Origin of the sequence: Pseudomonas sp. WS 5412, from assembly GCF_012985615.1 — a bacterium.
Taxonomy (GTDB): domain Bacteria; phylum Pseudomonadota; class Gammaproteobacteria; order Pseudomonadales; family Pseudomonadaceae; genus Aquipseudomonas; species Aquipseudomonas shahriarae.
In genome coordinates, this window is record NZ_JAARMB010000020.1 from 85,555 (window position 1) to 100,344 (window position 14,790).

General features: G+C 61.8%; 16 protein-coding genes. 9 read left to right on the forward strand and 7 right to left on the reverse strand.

Translation table 11 applies throughout. The annotated features are described in order from the left end of the window. The first annotated feature begins 53 nt into the window (after window positions 1-53). The 8 genes from HBR94_RS22685 (at window position 54) to arfB (ending at window position 7,545) form a co-directional block, all read left to right on the forward strand. The gene (locus tag HBR94_RS22685; protein ID WP_057960503.1) at window positions 54-917 is read left to right on the forward strand and encodes a PHP domain-containing protein; all 864 of its coding nucleotides are present in this window, start codon (window positions 54-56) and stop codon (window positions 915-917) included. 13 nt (window positions 918-930) lie between these two features. Continuing rightward, complete coding sequence (locus HBR94_RS22690; protein ID WP_057439989.1) at window positions 931-1,560, forward strand: L-threonylcarbamoyladenylate synthase; 630 nt, start codon at window positions 931-933, stop codon at window positions 1,558-1,560. Between the two features lie 120 nt (window positions 1,561-1,680). After that, window positions 1,681-2,379: a ScpA family protein gene (locus HBR94_RS22695; RefSeq protein WP_169851199.1), complete on the forward strand. Its 699-nt coding sequence runs from the start codon at window positions 1,681-1,683 to the stop codon at window positions 2,377-2,379. Window positions 2,380-2,391: 12 nt separating this feature from the next. Next, on the forward strand, window positions 2,392-3,312 hold the full coding sequence (scpB, locus tag HBR94_RS22700; RefSeq protein ID WP_120733994.1) for an SMC-Scp complex subunit ScpB: 921 nt from the start codon (window positions 2,392-2,394) through the stop codon (window positions 3,310-3,312). 130 nt (window positions 3,313-3,442) lie between these two features. Further along, complete coding sequence (locus tag HBR94_RS22705) at window positions 3,443-3,634, forward strand: DUF1289 domain-containing protein (protein ID WP_057439987.1); 192 nt, start codon at window positions 3,443-3,445, stop codon at window positions 3,632-3,634. 143 nt (window positions 3,635-3,777) lie between these two features. Continuing rightward, complete coding sequence (gene rluB / locus HBR94_RS22710; RefSeq protein WP_170045576.1) at window positions 3,778-5,016, forward strand: 23S rRNA pseudouridine(2605) synthase RluB; 1,239 nt, start codon at window positions 3,778-3,780, stop codon at window positions 5,014-5,016. Window positions 5,017-5,652: 636 nt separating this feature from the next. After that, window positions 5,653-7,074 carry an amino acid permease gene (locus tag HBR94_RS22715; protein ID WP_057439985.1) on the forward strand — a complete coding sequence of 474 codons (1,422 nt, stop codon included), beginning with the start codon at window positions 5,653-5,655 and terminating at the stop codon, window positions 7,072-7,074. 57 nt (window positions 7,075-7,131) lie between these two features. Next, complete coding sequence (arfB, locus tag HBR94_RS22720) at window positions 7,132-7,545, forward strand: alternative ribosome rescue aminoacyl-tRNA hydrolase ArfB (RefSeq protein ID WP_057439984.1); 414 nt, start codon at window positions 7,132-7,134, stop codon at window positions 7,543-7,545. On the opposite strand, the gene HBR94_RS22725 is transcribed toward arfB, so the two are convergent. The 5 genes from HBR94_RS22725 to HBR94_RS22740 all read right to left on the reverse strand — a co-directional run bounded on the left by HBR94_RS22725 (window position 7,542) and on the right by HBR94_RS22740 (window position 10,477). Next, on the reverse strand, window positions 7,542-8,741 hold the full coding sequence (locus HBR94_RS22725) for an MFS transporter (RefSeq protein ID WP_057960499.1): 1,200 nt from the start codon (window positions 8,739-8,741) through the stop codon (window positions 7,542-7,544). The two genes, arfB and HBR94_RS22725, sit on opposite strands and share 4 nt — an antisense overlap. A 269-nt stretch (window positions 8,742-9,010) precedes the next feature. Beyond that, on the reverse strand, window positions 9,011-9,193 hold the full coding sequence (locus HBR94_RS22730) for a hypothetical protein (protein WP_057439983.1): 183 nt from the start codon (window positions 9,191-9,193) through the stop codon (window positions 9,011-9,013). Window positions 9,194-9,267: 74 nt separating this feature from the next. Next, complete coding sequence (locus HBR94_RS28770) at window positions 9,268-9,396, reverse strand: hypothetical protein (RefSeq protein WP_258558642.1); 129 nt, start codon at window positions 9,394-9,396, stop codon at window positions 9,268-9,270. A gap of 151 nt (window positions 9,397-9,547) precedes the next feature. Then, window positions 9,548-10,138 carry a phosphohydrolase gene (locus tag HBR94_RS22735; RefSeq protein WP_170045577.1) on the reverse strand — a complete coding sequence of 197 codons (591 nt, stop codon included), beginning with the start codon at window positions 10,136-10,138 and terminating at the stop codon, window positions 9,548-9,550. 27 nt (window positions 10,139-10,165) lie between these two features. Continuing rightward, on the reverse strand, window positions 10,166-10,477 hold the full coding sequence (locus HBR94_RS22740; RefSeq protein WP_057439981.1) for a DUF962 domain-containing protein: 312 nt from the start codon (window positions 10,475-10,477) through the stop codon (window positions 10,166-10,168). 172 nt (window positions 10,478-10,649) lie between these two features. Between HBR94_RS22740 and HBR94_RS22745 the strand changes: the two genes are divergently transcribed. Continuing rightward, a complete protein-coding gene (locus HBR94_RS22745) occupies window positions 10,650-11,711 on the forward strand; it encodes an AraC family transcriptional regulator (protein ID WP_115128811.1) in 1,062 nt (353 codons plus the stop codon). Here HBR94_RS22745 and HBR94_RS22750 read toward each other — a convergent pair. Both HBR94_RS22750 and HBR94_RS22755 read right to left on the reverse strand, forming a co-directional pair. Beyond that, window positions 11,668-13,122, reverse strand: a complete 1,455-nt coding sequence (locus HBR94_RS22750) for a TrkH family potassium uptake protein (protein ID WP_057439979.1) — start codon at window positions 13,120-13,122, stop codon at window positions 11,668-11,670. The two genes, HBR94_RS22745 and HBR94_RS22750, sit on opposite strands and share 44 nt — an antisense overlap. A gap of 283 nt (window positions 13,123-13,405) precedes the next feature. Further along, window positions 13,406-14,749 (reverse strand): imelysin family protein, encoded by a 1,344-nt coding sequence (locus tag HBR94_RS22755; protein ID WP_057439978.1) that lies wholly within the window; start codon window positions 14,747-14,749, stop codon window positions 13,406-13,408. Window positions 14,750-14,790: the final 41 nt, after the last annotated feature.

The window sequence follows — 14,790 nt, forward strand, 5'->3', positions numbered from 1 at the left end:
AACAAACATCCTTGGTAGCGAAAGCGCCAGCTGACTTGAGGTTACACACTTCCGTGAATGTTGATTTGCACTGCCACAGCACGGCCTCCGACGGCGCCCTGGCGCCCGCGGTACTGGTTGCGCGTGCGTTTGAAAAAGGCGTGCGAGTCCTGTCGCTGACTGACCACGACACCCTCGAAGGCCTGGAAGAGGCGCGTAGTGCCGCCACGGCCCTGGGGATGCATCTGGTCAATGGCGTCGAATTGTCCTGCACCTGGGGCGGCGCGACCATTCATGTCCTGGGCTACGGTTTTGACGTCACGGCCCCGCCATTGGTGGCGGCCATTGCCAATTTGCACGATGGCCGCTGGCTGCGGTCCGAAGAAATAAGCCGCAAACTGGCGCTCAAGGGCATGCCCAACGCGCTGGAGGGCGCCCGAGCGATCCAGCAGGAGCTGGGCGACAGCGGCAACGCGCCGGCCCGTCCGCATTTTGCCGACTGGATGGTGCGTGAAGGGTTCGTCAAGGACCGCGCCGAAGCGTTCCGCAAATGGCTGGGCGCCGGCAAGCTGGGGGACGTCAAGCTGCACTGGCCGACTCTGGAGGACACGGTTGCCACGTTGCGTGCTTCCGGGGCCTGGGTCAGCCTGGCGCACCCCTGGCATTACGATTTTACCCGCAGCAAGCGTCGCAAGCTGATAGGCGACTATATTCAAGCGGGTGGCCACGCCATCGAAGTGGTCAATGGGCATCAACCCGCCGAACAGGTTGGCAGCCTGGCGATTCTTGCCCGTGAATTTGGTCTGCTGGTCAGTGCCGGCAGTGATTTCCATGGCCCAGGCGGCTGGTCGGAGATCGGCGAATATCGCCCGGTCCCGGAAGACTTGCCGCTCCTGTGGGGGCGATTCAAGCATGACCCCATTACCGCCACCGTCTGAACAGGTAGAGAACGTGAGTCAATTTTTCCAGATTCACCCGGAAAACCCGCAAGCGCGGCTGATCAAGCAGGCCGTGGAGATCATTCGAGGCGGCGGCGTGGTGATCTACCCCACGGATTCCTCCTACGCCATCGGTTGCCAGATCGGCGACAAGAACGCCGTGGAGCGCGTAAGACGCCTGCGCGAACTGGACAAGAATCACAACTTTGCGCTGATCTGCAGCGACCTGTCGCAATTGGGCCTGTTCGCCAAAGTCGATACCGGCACTTTCCGCCTGCTCAAGGCCCATACGCCGGGGCCGTACACCTTTATTCTGAATGCCACCCGCGAGGTGCCGCGTCTGTTGCTGCACCCGAAAAAGCGCACTATCGGCCTGCGGGTGCCGGAGCACCCCATTGCCCTGGCGCTGCTGGCCGAGCTGGGTGAGCCGCTGATGAGCGTGTCGTTGATCATGCCCGGCGACACTGAGCCGCTGGAAGATCCCTATGAAATGCGCCAACTCCTGGAAAAGCACGTAGACCTGATCATCGACGGCGGGTATGGCGGCAACAAGGCGTCCACCGTGATCAACCTGGCCGACGGCGAGCCGGAGGTGATCCGTGTGGGTTGTGGCGATCCGGCACCGTTCCTGGTCGAGGCCTGAATGTCGGCCGTGGAAACCGTCGACAGTCAGGCCGGCGCCCAGCAGGAGCTGCCATTTGCCATGGTCTACGGCCAGGCGGTCATGGAAATGCCCCTGGACCTGTATATCCCGCCGGATGCCCTGGAAGTGTTCCTTGAGGCCTTCGAGGGTCCGCTGGACTTGCTGCTGTACCTGATCCGCAAGCAGAACATCAATATCCTCGATATCCCTGTGGCGGAAATTACCCGCCAGTACATGGGCTATGTCGAGTTGATGCAGTCGGTGCGCCTGGAACTGGCCGCCGAGTACCTGGTGATGGCGGCGATGCTGGCGGAGATCAAGTCGCGCATGCTGCTGCCGCGTTCCGAGACAATCGAAGCCGAAGAGGACGACCCCCGCGCCGAGCTGATCCGCCGCCTGCAGGAATACGAGCGCTTCAAGGCTGCCGCCGAAGGCATTGATGGCTTGAGCCGCGTGGGCCGTGACGTGGTGGTGCCCAAGCTCGATGCCCCGGAAGCCCGGGCGCGCAAATTATTGCCGGATGTGAGCCTGGAAGAACTGTTGATGTCCATGGCCGAGGTGCTGCGCCGTGGCGATATGTTTGAAAGCCACCAGGTCAGCCGCGAAGCCTTGTCCACCCGCGAGCGTATGAGCGATGTGCTGGAGCGTCTCAAGGGCGGCGGCTTTGTGCCGTTTGTCGAGCTGTTTACCGCCGAAGAAGGGCGCCTGGGCGTGGTGGTGACCTTTATGGCGATCCTCGAGCTGGTCAAGGAATCCTTGGTCGAGCTGGTGCAGAATGAGCCTTTTGCGGCTATCCACGTGCGGGCGCGAGCCGAATAACGAGCTGAATTGATGAATCTGACTGAACCTCGCGAACTGGCACCGCTGTTGGAAGCCTTCCTCTTGGCCTCGGGCAAGCCGCAATCGCTGGAACGCCTGTTTGAACTGTTTGAAGAGGCCGAGCGCCCGGAACCGCCGGTGTTCAAGAAGGCCCTGGAAATCCTGCGTAAATCCTGTGACGGCCGTGCTTTTGAACTGCGCGAAGTGGCCTCGGGCTATCGCTTGCAGATCCGTGAGAAGTTTTCGCCGTGGGTGGGGCGCCTGTGGGAAGAGCGCCCGCAACGGTATTCCCGGGCGATGCTGGAAACCATGGCGCTGATTGCCTATCGCCAGCCCATCACCCGTGGCGAGATCGAAGACGTGCGCGGCGTGGCAGTCAACAGCCATATCGTCAAGACGCTGCTGGAGCGCGAGTGGATCCGTATCGTCGGCTACCGCGACGTACCCGGCAAACCCGCGATGTTCGCCACCACCAAGGTGTTTCTCGATCACTTCAACCTGAAGAACCTCGACGACCTGCCGCCCTTGGCCGAGCTGCGCGAGATCGAGGCCGAACCGGTGCTCGATTTTGACGATGCCCCGGTGCCGCCCGGCTTGCAGGAGCTGGCTGATGCCAGCGCCGAGCCGGAAGAGCCGAAGGACGAGACCAGTTTCCACACCTTGCTGCTGGAGCTGGACGATATGGAGCAGGGGATCAAGACCGACTTTGATGACTTGCTGCGTGATGGGGCGGTGGCGCCTGAGTCTGAGCCTGAGCTTGAGGTAAACGTGGAAGCGGCCCCCGAGGAGGATATCCTCGGCGTAGCCGCGGCCCGCGAAAAACTGCTGGCCGCCGTCGCCGCCCTGGAACAACCCGAGTTGAGCGAAGAAGAAGCCGAAGCCCGGGCACTGGCCGAAGCCATCGAAAACGAACGCCGCGAATTCGAAGACTGACCCAGAAGCAAATGTGGGAGCGGGCTTGCTCGCGATTGCGGAGTGTCAGCCACTGGATATATGACTGATCTACCGCAATCGCGAGCAAGCCCGCTCCCACATTGGATCTTCTGCACCAGGGAGAATGTATATGAGCTCCACCAAAGACCCCTGCATCAGCCTCTGCAAGTTCAGCGACGATATCTGCGTCGGCTGCGGGCGTAGCAAGCGTGAGATCCGGGCCTGGAAGAAGCTCGACAAGGTCGACAAGCGCGCGGTGCTGGCCGAAGCCGAGCTGCGGCTGATCGCCTTGGGTGCCACCGGTCGGCGGAAAAGCAAATGAGCCGGCCCATATCGACTAGTCTCTGATGCGCAATGCGCGCCATGAGCGTATGATTCGCGACCCTTCGGCGATGCGTTCGCCCAAGACAACAGTTTCAATACCTTCAGGCCACGCCTGAATCGACACACCGGGAGGTGCTTAAGATGAAAGACCAAGACCAGAACGACAGCCAGGAAATCGGCCCAGCCGGCGAGAAACTGCAAAAAGTCCTCGCCCGTATCGGCGTCGGCTCGCGCCGCGACGTAGAAGCCTGGATCACCCAGAAGCGCATCAAGGTCAATGGCGTCGAAGCCACCCTGGGCCAGCGCGTCGACCTGCATGATGCGATCACCATTGATGGCAAGGTCATCAAGCGTGAAGAGGCCGCCGAATCGGTGCGCCGCGTGATCATGTACAACAAGCCCGACGGCGAGATCTGCACCCGTGACGACCCGGAAGGCCGTCCAACCGTGTTCGACAAGATGCCCAAGCCTAAAGAAGGCCGTTGGATCAACATCGGCCGCCTGGACATCAACACCACCGGCTTGCTGATGTTCACCACCGACGGTGAACTGGCCAACCGCCTGATGCACCCGTCCTACGAGATGGACCGTGAGTACGCGGTACGTGTACGGGGTGAAGTCGATGACGAGATGATCGAACGCCTCAAGGCTGGCGTGGTGCTGGAAGACGGCCCGGCCAAGTTCACCGACATCAAGCAGGCCCCCGGTGGCGAAGGTTTCAACCACTGGTACCACTGCGTGGTGATGGAAGGGCGTAACCGTGAAGTACGTCGCCTGTGGGAATCCCAGGGCTTGGTGGTCAGCCGCCTGAAGCGCGTGCGTTTCGGCCCGGTGTTCCTCAACTCGGACCTGCCGATGGGTCGCTGGCGCGAAATGAGCCAGTACGAAGTCGACATCCTCAGTGCTGAAGTGGGCCTGACCCCTGTGGCCATGCCGCAGATGAATGCCAAGAGCAAAGACAAGCTGGAGCGCATGCAGCGTAAATCGTCGCGCCCGGTGGCACGTACCGAACGCGTTGCGCGCACCTTGCGCCCGGCGCTGGACGCTCCGGCCACAAGCGGTCGTATTTCCCGTCAGCCGCAGATCGAGGGCGATCGTCGTCCATCGGCTCCAGCCCGTCAGGATGGCGAGCGTGCACCGCGTACCCCGCGGCCTGCCGGTCGTGGCGAAGCACCAACGGGCGGTCGCAGCAACCGTGGCGATACCGGCCGTGGTGCTCCGCAGACTGATCGCCCAGCCGAAGGTGCCAAGCGTCCAGCCAAGCCCGCGCCGAAAAAGCGCCCAGGGCTCAAACTGGTTGCGGACGAGCCGTCGGGCAAGCGCCGTGGCGCACCGGCAGGTTCCGGCCAGCGTCCGGGGTTTGGGCGTAAGAAGCCTTAAGAGCAGCAGCAAGCTTTAAGCTTCAAGCTGTAAGAAAAAGCGTCAACCTGCGGGTTGGCGTTTTTTTTTGCACGCTGTGTGGCGAGCGGGCCTGCCCGCGTCGGGCTGCGCAGCAGCCCCACACTCTGCTGTCTCGGTCTGCCTGGTTGACTGGGTTGTTCTTTCAAGAGACTGCTGCGCAGTCCAACGCGGGCAAGCCCGCTCGCCACGGGGGAGTCGGTGGGGTGTCAGGAATGGCTTCCGCGATGTAACGATTATTTTACGACTGGGCCGAGCCTACGCAGGGCGTGCTCTTGATGAACTTTCTGTGTAAAGAAAATCTTCCATTTGACGAACAATCTCTCCCGCAACCCTCCCTAGCGGATCGAGCGGTGTACAATGCGCCGCGTTTTACTGTGACCCCCCTTGCGTACCCACGCAAAAGGCCTTCAAGGCTAGCTGCCTTGTTAACTCCGCCCGGCCATAAGCCGGACGGGTTCGATTTCGTCACAGATAAAAACAAACAGGTGACGCATGACCGTTAGAAAGACGCTGGACTCCTGGTGTTTGCGCTGGGGTTTGATCGGCGCTGCTTGAGTCGGTTTCAAAGCAGCATCGTGTATTGAACATCATCAAACCTTGCGTGAGACCCTTTTCATGAGTGGACCCAACTCGCATTCAGGCGAACTGAAGCGCGGCCTGAAAAATCGTCATATTCAATTGATCGCCCTCGGTGGCGCGATCGGTACCGGCCTGTTCCTGGGCTCGGCGGGGGTGCTGAAGTCAGCCGGCCCGTCGATGATCCTCGGCTATGCCATCTGCGGTTTCATTGCCTTTATGATCATGCGCCAGTTGGGCGAAATGATCGTCGAAGAGCCAGTGGCCGGTTCCTTCAGCCATTTTGCCCACAAGTACTGGGGCGGTTTCGCAGGCTTCTTGTCGGGCTGGAACTGCTGGATCCTCTATATCCTGGTGGGCATGTCGGAGCTGACGGCGGTCGGCAAGTATGTGCATTACTGGTGGCCGGAGATTCCGACCTGGGTCTCGGCGGCGGCCTTTTTCGTGCTGATCAATGTGATCAACCTGGCCAACGTCAAAGTGTTTGGCGAAGCCGAGTTCTGGTTTGCGATTATCAAGGTGGTGGCGATTATCGGCATGATCGCCCTGGGCAGCTATCTGCTGGTCAGCGGCACCGGCGGGCCCCAGGCGTCGGTGACCAACCTGTGGGAACACGGCGGGTTCTTCCCCCATGGTGTCGGCGGCCTGGTGATGGCCATGGCAATCATCATGTTCTCCTTTGGCGGCCTGGAAATGCTCGGTTTTACCGCCGCTGAAGCGGACCAGCCACGCACCGTGATCCCCAAGGCGATCAATCAGGTGATCTACCGCATCCTGATTTTCTACATTGGCGCCCTGGTAGTGCTGCTGTCGCTGACGCCGTGGGACAGCCTGCTGGTGACCCTGAATGCTTCCGGCGATGCCTATAGCGGCAGCCCGTTCGTGCAGGTGTTCTCGATGCTGGGCAGCAACACCGCCGCGCATATCCTCAACTTCGTGGTGCTGACGGCGGCGCTGTCGGTGTACAACAGCGGCACCTACTGCAACAGCCGCATGCTGCTGGGCATGGCCGAGCAAGGCGACGCCCCGGCGGCGTTGGCGAAGATCGACAAGCGCGGCGTGCCGGTGCGTTCGATCCTGGCCTCGGCGGCCGTCACCCTGGTGGCGGTGTTGATGAACTACTGGATCCCGCAACACGCCCTGGAACTGCTGATGTCCCTGGTGGTGGCCACGTTGGTGATCAACTGGGCGATGATCAGCTTCTCGCACTTCAAGTTCCGCCAGCACATGAACCGCACCGGTCAGGTGCCGCTGTTCAAGGCGCTGTGGTACCCCTATGGCAACTACGTGTGCCTGGCGTTTGTGGTGTTTATCCTGGGGGTCATGTTGTTGATTCCGGGGATTCAGGTCTCGGTGTATGCGATTCCTGTCTGGCTGGCCTTTATGTGGGTGTGCTATGTGCTCAAGAACAAGCGCAAGGCTCAGGCTGACGTGAGTGCTGTATCCTCGCTGAACCCCTAGCCCACCGCGTAGGGGCCGGCAACCCGGCCTCTACCCTCGCTCACGGACCCGCTTTCGATGTTGGTGATCTCTAGTAACGTGCACCTGCCCGATGCCGAAATCGAGTTGACGGCCATCCGCGCCCAGGGCGCTGGCGGGCAGAACGTCAACAAGGTCTCCAGCGCCGTGCACTTGCGCTTCGATATCGGCGCTTCGTCGCTGCCGCCGTTCTACAAGGAACGCCTGCTGGCACTGCGTGACAGTCGGATTACCAGCGACGGCGTGTTGATCCTCAAGGCCCAGCAATACCGGACCCAGGAACAGAACCGCGCCGATGCCCTGGAACGTCTGGTGGAGTTGATCCTCAGCGCGACCAAGGTCGAGAAAAAACGCCGCCCGACCAAGCCCACCCTGGGCTCGAAAAAGCGTCGCCTGGAATCCAAGACCAAGCGCGGCAGCATCAAGGCCGGGCGCGGCAAGGTGGATTTCTAGCCGGCGTTACGTTCGTCGCGGTATTTGGGGGCCTGGCGATACAGGTACAGGCTCAGCAGCAGCCCGGCGAAGGCCGCCAGCGCGGCAAACAAAAAGATCGAGGCAAAGCCGAAACCCGCCGCAATCGCCCCTGCCAACGGCCCGGTGATACCCAATGACAAGTCGATAAACAACGAATAGGCCCCTACCGCCGCGCCACGGCTGGAGGCGGGTACCAGGTTGACCGCTTCAACCCCCAGCGCGGGGAACACCAGGGAAAACCCGAAACCGCTCAAGGCCGCGCCCGCCAGGGCCAGCTCGGCGCTCGGGGCCAGCCACAACAGCAGCAGGCCGAGGGTTTCTACCGACAGGCAGGCAATCGCCACGCGAAACCCGCCGATCCGGTTGATCAGGTTGCCGAACAGCAACCGCGCCCCGATAAAGCTGGCGCCGAACAGGCTCAGGCACAGCACTGCGTTATCCCAGTTGCGGGTCGCGTAATACAGGGTGATAAACGTGGCGATGGTGCCAAAACCGATGGAACCCAGGGCCAGCCCGCAGCCGTGGGGCAGCACGCGGCCGAGCACATGCATAAAGGGCAGGCGCTCGCCGACCACAATGGGCGCCGCGACTTTCGGCCAGGCCAGCAACAGGCCCAGCACCGCCAGGGCAATAATGCTGGCACCCATGCTCCACAGCCCGAACCGACTGACCAGCAACACCCCCAGCGGGGCGCCAATCGCCAGGGCGCCATAGCTGGCAATGCCGTTCCAGGAGATGACCTTGGCGGTATTCACCGCGCCGACCCGGCCGATGCCCCAGCCAATGGAACCCGAACCCACCAGGCTTTCGGCACTGCCCAGCACCAGCCGGCCAATCAACAGGCTGGCCAGGCTCAGGGCCGGCAGGTGGGTCAGGGCGGCGGATGCCAGCATGAACACCCCGCTCAAGCCGCAACCGGCCAGGCCGTACATCACCGCGCGCTTGCTGCCGCGGTTGTCGATGATGCGCCCGGCGTAGGGCCGGCTCAGTAGGGTGGCCAGGTACTGCACGCTGATCACCAGGCCCGCGATCACGGCGCCAAAGCCCAGGTCGCTGTGGACATAGCCCGGCAATACGGCCAGGGGGATGCCGATATTCAGGTAGCCGATAAAGGTGAACAGCACGATGGAAACGACTTGCAGCGTGACCGCCATGGGGCGCTGGGTATCTGGCATGGGAAAGATCCACTGTCGCGGCAGGAAAAGATAGGTTGCTTATGATACCGGTGCTTTACGCTGCCAGAAAATCATTCACCACGGCAACTGTGGCAAAGGGGCTTACTGTGACCAGAGGGCTTGTGGTGTTTAGGGGGCTTGCTGTGGCGAGGGGGCTTGCCCCCGTCGGGTGGCGCAGCCGCCCCAAAACCTGCCACCTCGGTTTACCTGACAGGGGGGGCGGCTGCACAGCCCAACGGGGGCAAGCCCCTCTCGCCACAGGATAAAAATCAGGGGGTTTTGGGGTCGAGCATGCGCGTGGTCACCAGCGCGGCCAGGGCGTTTTCCTGGGTGCCAAAGCGCTTGAGCAGCAGCGCCTGTTTTTCCGGGCTGAGGCGGCTCCAGACGTCGACCATTTGCAGGGCGGCGCCGAGTAACGCTTCATCGGGGGAATTGTGGGGGGTATCGGGCATGTGGCGTGTCTCTTGATTCAGGCGGTGTGGAAAGCGCGCAATGTCACGCTTTCCACACGGTCTGGGTGCTGCGGTCAGTCGTCGCTATCGCTGTCGACCGGTGTTGCCTGTGCCGGCGCTTGTTTGTCACTGCCGGCCTGTTGCGGGGTTGGCTGCTCAGTCTCGTGCAGGCTTGGGAAGGGGAGATTGGGAATCTCGTGCATCGTCGTCGCTCCTCGCAAGGTCTGTTGTGCAATTGCAGATGTGCCACGCTTTTCACAAAGCCTGGGCAGGATACAGCACTGCAAATGACAAAAAGACTTTTATCTCGCCAAATGCGCAAACCTTCATCTACCCGGCGCAAGTGACAAGAGGTCACAGGCTGGCCTGGCGTTCCATGGCAGCTTTGTAGAGCGAGTTTTTCGGCTGGGCAAAGACCCGCGCCAGCATCGGTTCGAAAAAAATCAGGGGCAGGGTGGCATAGGCGGGGTCGAACGCCGCCGCGTCATACAGTGCGCAGAACTCGATGGTTTGCTCGTACTGCGGGTGTTCGCCAAATTGCTCGCGCAGGTGGCGATCCATACCCAGATGATGAAAGAAATAGTAACCCTGGAAAATCCCGTGCTTTTCCACCATCCACAGGTTCTGCGGGCTGACGAACGGCTTGAGGATGGCGGCGGCAATGTCCGGGTGATTGTAGGAACCCAGGGTGTCGCCGATGTCATGGAGCAGCGCGCAGACCACATATTCTTCGTCGCGGCCATCGTGCCAGGCGCGGCTGGCGGTTTGCAGGGAATGGGTCAGGCGGTCCACCGGGAAACCGCCGAAGTCACCTTCCAGCAGGCGCAGGTGCGCGAGGATCCGTCCGGGCAGTTGGCGGGCGTAGGCACTGAAGTCGGCTGCGATGATTGCCCAGTCTTCCTGGGTGCCGTCCTGCATATGGGTAAAGCGGGCCTGTTGGCTCATCGACATGTCTCTTATTGTTTTGCGGGTTTAGAACGGTACCTTGCCCAGAATCATGTCGCGGTACATCACGAAATCACCCAGCAGGCTGTAGAACGGATGCTGGAACGTGGCCGGGCGGTTCTTTTCAAAGAAGAAGTGGCCGATCCAGGCAAAGCTGTAGCCGGCCACCGGCAACACCCACAGCAGCCACCAGGCACCTTTGCCGACGGCGAAGGCGAGAATAAAAATCACCAGGCTGGTGCCGATAAAATGCAGGCGTCGGCAGGTGCTGTTGCCGTGTTCGCTCAGGTAATACGGATAGAACTCGGCGAAGCTATTGAATTGTCTGACATTTTCCACGTTGGCCGGCCCTCTGTTTGTTGTTGTGCCCGACGGATGTTCGGCGGGGAGCTTATTTGAGTCTAGAGTCATCACAGGCAAGGGCCAGTGACAATAGACGCCACTTTAGTATCCTTGGGTTCCGGGCTGCGGTTTCAGCCGTCCCTTCATAGAACGCGCGCAAGAAAACGCCATGAACGAACGAACCACTTCTGCAAGTTGGGCGATGGGGATAGTCAAGGCGCTGGAGCTCGATGGCCTGGATTGCCGTGCCCTGTTCCAACAGCTGGGCCTGGATTACCGCGCCCTGGATGACCCCGATGCGCGTTTCCCCCAGGACTCCATGACCCGGCTCTGGCAGCGCGCGGTAGAGCTGTCGGGCAATCCGGCCATTGGCTTGAATATGGGCAAGGTGGTGCGTCCGGCGTCCTTCCATGTGGCGGGTTATGCCTTGATGTCCAGCAGCACCCTGGCTGAAGGCTTTGCCCGGCTGGTGCGTTACCAGCGGATCATTGCCGAAAGTGCCGACCTGAGTTTCCGCCTGTTACCCGAAGGCTATGCGCTGATCCTCACGGTCCACGGCGACCATCTGCCACCCACCCGGCAAAGCGCCGAGGCTTCGCTGGCCTGTGCCCTGGCGTTATGTGGCTGGCTGACCGGGCGCACGCTGCAGCCGCGCAAGGTGTTGGTGCAGGGCGATCAGCCAGTGGACCTGGAGCCTTACAAGCAGGCCTTTCATGCACCGCTGGTGTTCAACGCGCCCTATGACGCGCTGATCTTCGAGCGGGCGGACATGGAAGCGCCGTTGCCCACCGCCAACGAGGCGATGGCGCTGCTGCACGATCGGTTTGCAGGGGAGTACCTGGCGCGGTTTTCCGAGAGCCGGGTGACCCACAAGGCCCGCCAGGTGCTGTGCCGGCTGTTGCCCCAGGGCGAGCCCAAGCGTGAGGTGGTGGCGCAGACGTTGCATTTGTCCCAGCGCACCTTGCAGCGGCGCTTGCAGGAGGAGGGCACCAGCTTCCAGGCTTTGCTCGACGACACCCGCCGCGAGCTGGCCGAGCAGTACCTGGCGCAGCCGAGCATGACCCTGCTGGAAATCGCCTACCTGCTGGGGTTTGCCGACCCGAGTAACTTCTTCCGCGCGTTTCGCCGCTGGTTCGATGCCACACCCGGCGAATACCGGGCGCGGCTGCAGGAAACGTCGGTGAGTGTCAGTGGCGCCAGAACGCCGGAATGCACAGCACAAACACCGTAATGATCTCCAGCCGGCCCAGCAGCATGCCCAGGGACAGGATCCACTTGGCGGCGTCCGGCAGGGTCGCGAAATTGCCGGCCGGGCCAATGGTTTCGCCCAGCCCCGGACCTACACCGGAGACGGTACTGGCGGCGCCGGTCAAGGCGGTCATCCAGTCCACGCCCAGCAGCGACAGGGCCAGGGCAATCATGCAGATGGTGATGGCGAAGAAGAACGAGAACGTCAGGATCGAACGCACGATTTCTTCGTCGAGGCGATGGCCGTTGTATTTCTGCTTGATCACCGCCCTTGGGTGAATCAACTGGTTCAAGTTGGCCTTGAGCAGGATATAGGCGACCTGGAAGCGGAAGATCTTGATCCCGCCGGCGGTGGAGCCCGAGCAACCGCCGACAAAGCCCAGGTAGAAGAACAGCATCAGGGAGAAATTACCCCACAGGCTGTAATCGCCCAGGGCAAAGCCGGTGGTGGTCACCACGGACGTGACGTTCAGCGCGACATGGCGCAGTGCATCCAGCCAGTGCAGGTTGGTGGTCCACCAGTACCAGGTGCCGAGCACCACCCAGGTCACCAGCAGCATCGCCAGCAAACCTTGTACCTGCTGGTCCTTGATCAGCGCCTTGCGGTTGCCACGCAATGTCGCGACATACAGGGCAAAAGGCAGGCTGCCCATGATCATCACCACGATCGCCACCCAATGCACCGCCGGTTGTTTCCAGTGGGCCAGGGACTCATCGGAGGTGGAGAACCCACCGGTGGAAATGGCCGACATCGCGTGGTTGATCGCGTCGAACAAGCCCATGCCGGCCCACCAGAACCCGAGGCTGCCGAGGATGGTAATCCCCACATAGGCCGCCACAATCAGGCGCGCCACCATATGGGAGCGCGGCATGACCTTTTCGGAGCGGTCCGAGGATTCGGTCTGGAACAGGCGCATGCCCCCGATGCGCAGCAGCGGCAGGATCGCCACCGCCATGCCGATAAAGCCGATGCCGCCGAGCCAGTGCAGCATCGAGCGCCACATCAGGATGCCCGGTGACATGGTATCCAGGCCGCTGAGCACGGTGGCGCCGGTGGCGGTAATGCCGGACATGCTTTCAAAAAATGAGTCGGTATAGCTGATGTGTTGGGTCAGCAAAAACGGCAGCGCGGCAAAGATGCACACCACCACCCAACTGCTGACCGTCAGCAGGTACATGTCCCGGGGGCGCAGTTGCACCTGCTCCGGACGCCCGGGAATCACCAGGGCCAGGCCGGCGATAAAAGTGATCATGCTGGCCCAGAGAAAGGACGGCAGGTCGCTGGTGCGCTCGAAAAACATCAAGGTGGCCATGGGCACGACCATGGCGACCGCGAGGGTAATCAGGAAGATGCCGATGATGAAACCAATGATCCGCAGGGTCGGCATTGCCATGAATAGCGCTCGGGTAACAGTCGGAGGCGCCATTCTACCTACGGTGCAGGGCTTGTAAACCGGGGGCTGCAAAGGGGGGCGCGGATCTGATGTAGGACTTGGCTTAACAGGGGCGCTGGCTTGTGTGGGAGCTGGCTCGCCTGCGATGGCGGTGGGTCAGGCCCGAATGCTTGACTGAGCCACCGCCATCGCAGGCAAGCCAGCTCCTACAGGGGAGAGGGCGCCTGCAAACGATGAATACAAAAAAGGCGACCCGAAGGCCGCCTCATTCAAACCGCGTGGATCAGAACTCGTGATCAGCGGTATCCGGGTTCAGGTCACCGATGCCCAGCTTGCCAGCCGCTTGCTCGATGGAGCCGGTCTGCTTGACCAGGGCGGCGATGGCATCGCGCACGATCTGGTTACCCGCCGTGTTGCCGGCGGCGATCAATTGGTCGTAGTGCTCACCCTTGTTGGCATGGTCGACCATGACCTGGATCTTCGCTTCGGTAGCCGCCAGGTCAGCCTTGAGGGCTGCATCGGCGGCCGGGTCGACCTTGGCCACCAGGGACGACAGGCTGGCGCCGGTCAGCTTGGTGCCATCGGCGCGGGTGTACTCGCCCAGGTAGACGTTGCGGATGCCCTTGGCGTCGTAGAACTGCGAATTGTGGGTGTTGTCGCTGAAGCAGTCGTGCTCGTCTTCCGGCGAGTTGGCTTCCAGGGACACTTTCATGCGCTCGCCCGCCAGTTCACCCAGGGACAGGCTGCCCATGCCGAACAGCATCTTGCGCAGGCCGTCGGTCGCAGGTTCTGCTTCCAGGGTGGCGCGGTAGTTGTCTTCGACGTTGGGTTTCCAGTTGCCGACCATTTCTTCGAGGTCGCTGACCAGCAGTTGGGTCACGGCGCGCAGGTAAGTGCGGCGACGCTCGTTATGCCCACCGGTGGCGCCGTCGCCTTGCAGGTAGTCCGACGCTGGACGGTTGCCGGCGCCAGGGCCGGTGCCGTTCAGGTCCTGGCCCCACAGCAGGAATTCGATGGCGTGGTAGCCGGTGGCGACGTTGGCTTCGGAGCCGCCCAGCTCATTGAGGCTGGCGAGTTTTTCCGGGGTGATTTCCTTGACGTCAACCTTGTCTTCGCCGACCTGGATCTCGGTGTTGGCGATGATATTGGCCGTGGCGCCCGGGTTGCCGAGGGCGTGTTCGTAGGACTTGTCGACATAGTCGATCAGGCCTTCGTCCAGCGGCCAGGCGTTCACCTGACCTTCCCAATCGTCAATGATGGTGTTGCCGAAGCGGAACACTTCGCTCTGCAGGTACGGTACGCGCGCGGCGATCCAGGCGGTACGGGCGGCCTTCAGGGTCTCGTCGTTGGGGTTGGCGAGGAAGGTGTCGATCGCGGTCTGCAGGGTTTTTGCGGTGGACTCGGAGTCGCTGTACACCGCGAACACCAGGTCTGCGTAGTGCGCGACGACTGCCTTGGCGGCGGCCTCGTCAACCTGGCCGGCGGTAGCGGCAGCCGCTGGAGCGGTAGTGCTGGCAGCTGGCGTCGGCGCCTGAGGCGCGGCAGCCTTGTCTTTGCCCTCGCCGCAGCCGGCGAGAGAAATGGCGATGGCCAGCAGACTGGCGGTGGCCAGGGGCATACGAATCATGGCGAACATCCTGCTTCGGTAGTGGATCGGGGCGCAGTGCA

Excerpts from the sequence above, each read along its gene's own strand:
- rluB (WP_170045576.1), top strand. The coding sequence starts at position 3,778 with ATGAAAGACCAAGACCAGAACGACAGCCAGGAAATCGGCCCAGCCGGC.
- HBR94_RS22745 (WP_115128811.1), top strand. The coding sequence starts at position 10,650 with ATGAACGAACGAACCACTTCTGCAAGTTGGGCGATGGGGATAGTCAAG.
- HBR94_RS22735 (WP_170045577.1), bottom strand. The coding sequence starts at position 10,138 with ATGAGCCAACAGGCCCGCTTTACCCATATGCAGGACGGCACCCAGGAA.
- HBR94_RS22725 (WP_057960499.1), bottom strand. The coding sequence starts at position 8,741 with ATGCCAGATACCCAGCGCCCCATGGCGGTCACGCTGCAAGTCGTTTCC.
- arfB (WP_057439984.1), top strand. The coding sequence starts at position 7,132 with ATGTTGGTGATCTCTAGTAACGTGCACCTGCCCGATGCCGAAATCGAG.
- HBR94_RS28770 (WP_258558642.1), bottom strand. The coding sequence starts at position 9,396 with ATGCACGAGATTCCCAATCTCCCCTTCCCAAGCCTGCACGAGACTGAG.
- HBR94_RS22750 (WP_057439979.1), bottom strand. The coding sequence starts at position 13,122 with ATGGCAATGCCGACCCTGCGGATCATTGGTTTCATCATCGGCATCTTC.
- HBR94_RS22755 (WP_057439978.1), bottom strand. The coding sequence starts at position 14,749 with ATGATTCGTATGCCCCTGGCCACCGCCAGTCTGCTGGCCATCGCCATT.
- HBR94_RS22715 (WP_057439985.1), top strand. The coding sequence starts at position 5,653 with ATGAGTGGACCCAACTCGCATTCAGGCGAACTGAAGCGCGGCCTGAAA.
- HBR94_RS22730 (WP_057439983.1), bottom strand. The coding sequence starts at position 9,193 with ATGCCCGATACCCCCCACAATTCCCCCGATGAAGCGTTACTCGGCGCC.
- scpB (WP_120733994.1), top strand. The coding sequence starts at position 2,392 with ATGAATCTGACTGAACCTCGCGAACTGGCACCGCTGTTGGAAGCCTTC.
- HBR94_RS22705 (WP_057439987.1), top strand. The coding sequence starts at position 3,443 with ATGAGCTCCACCAAAGACCCCTGCATCAGCCTCTGCAAGTTCAGCGAC.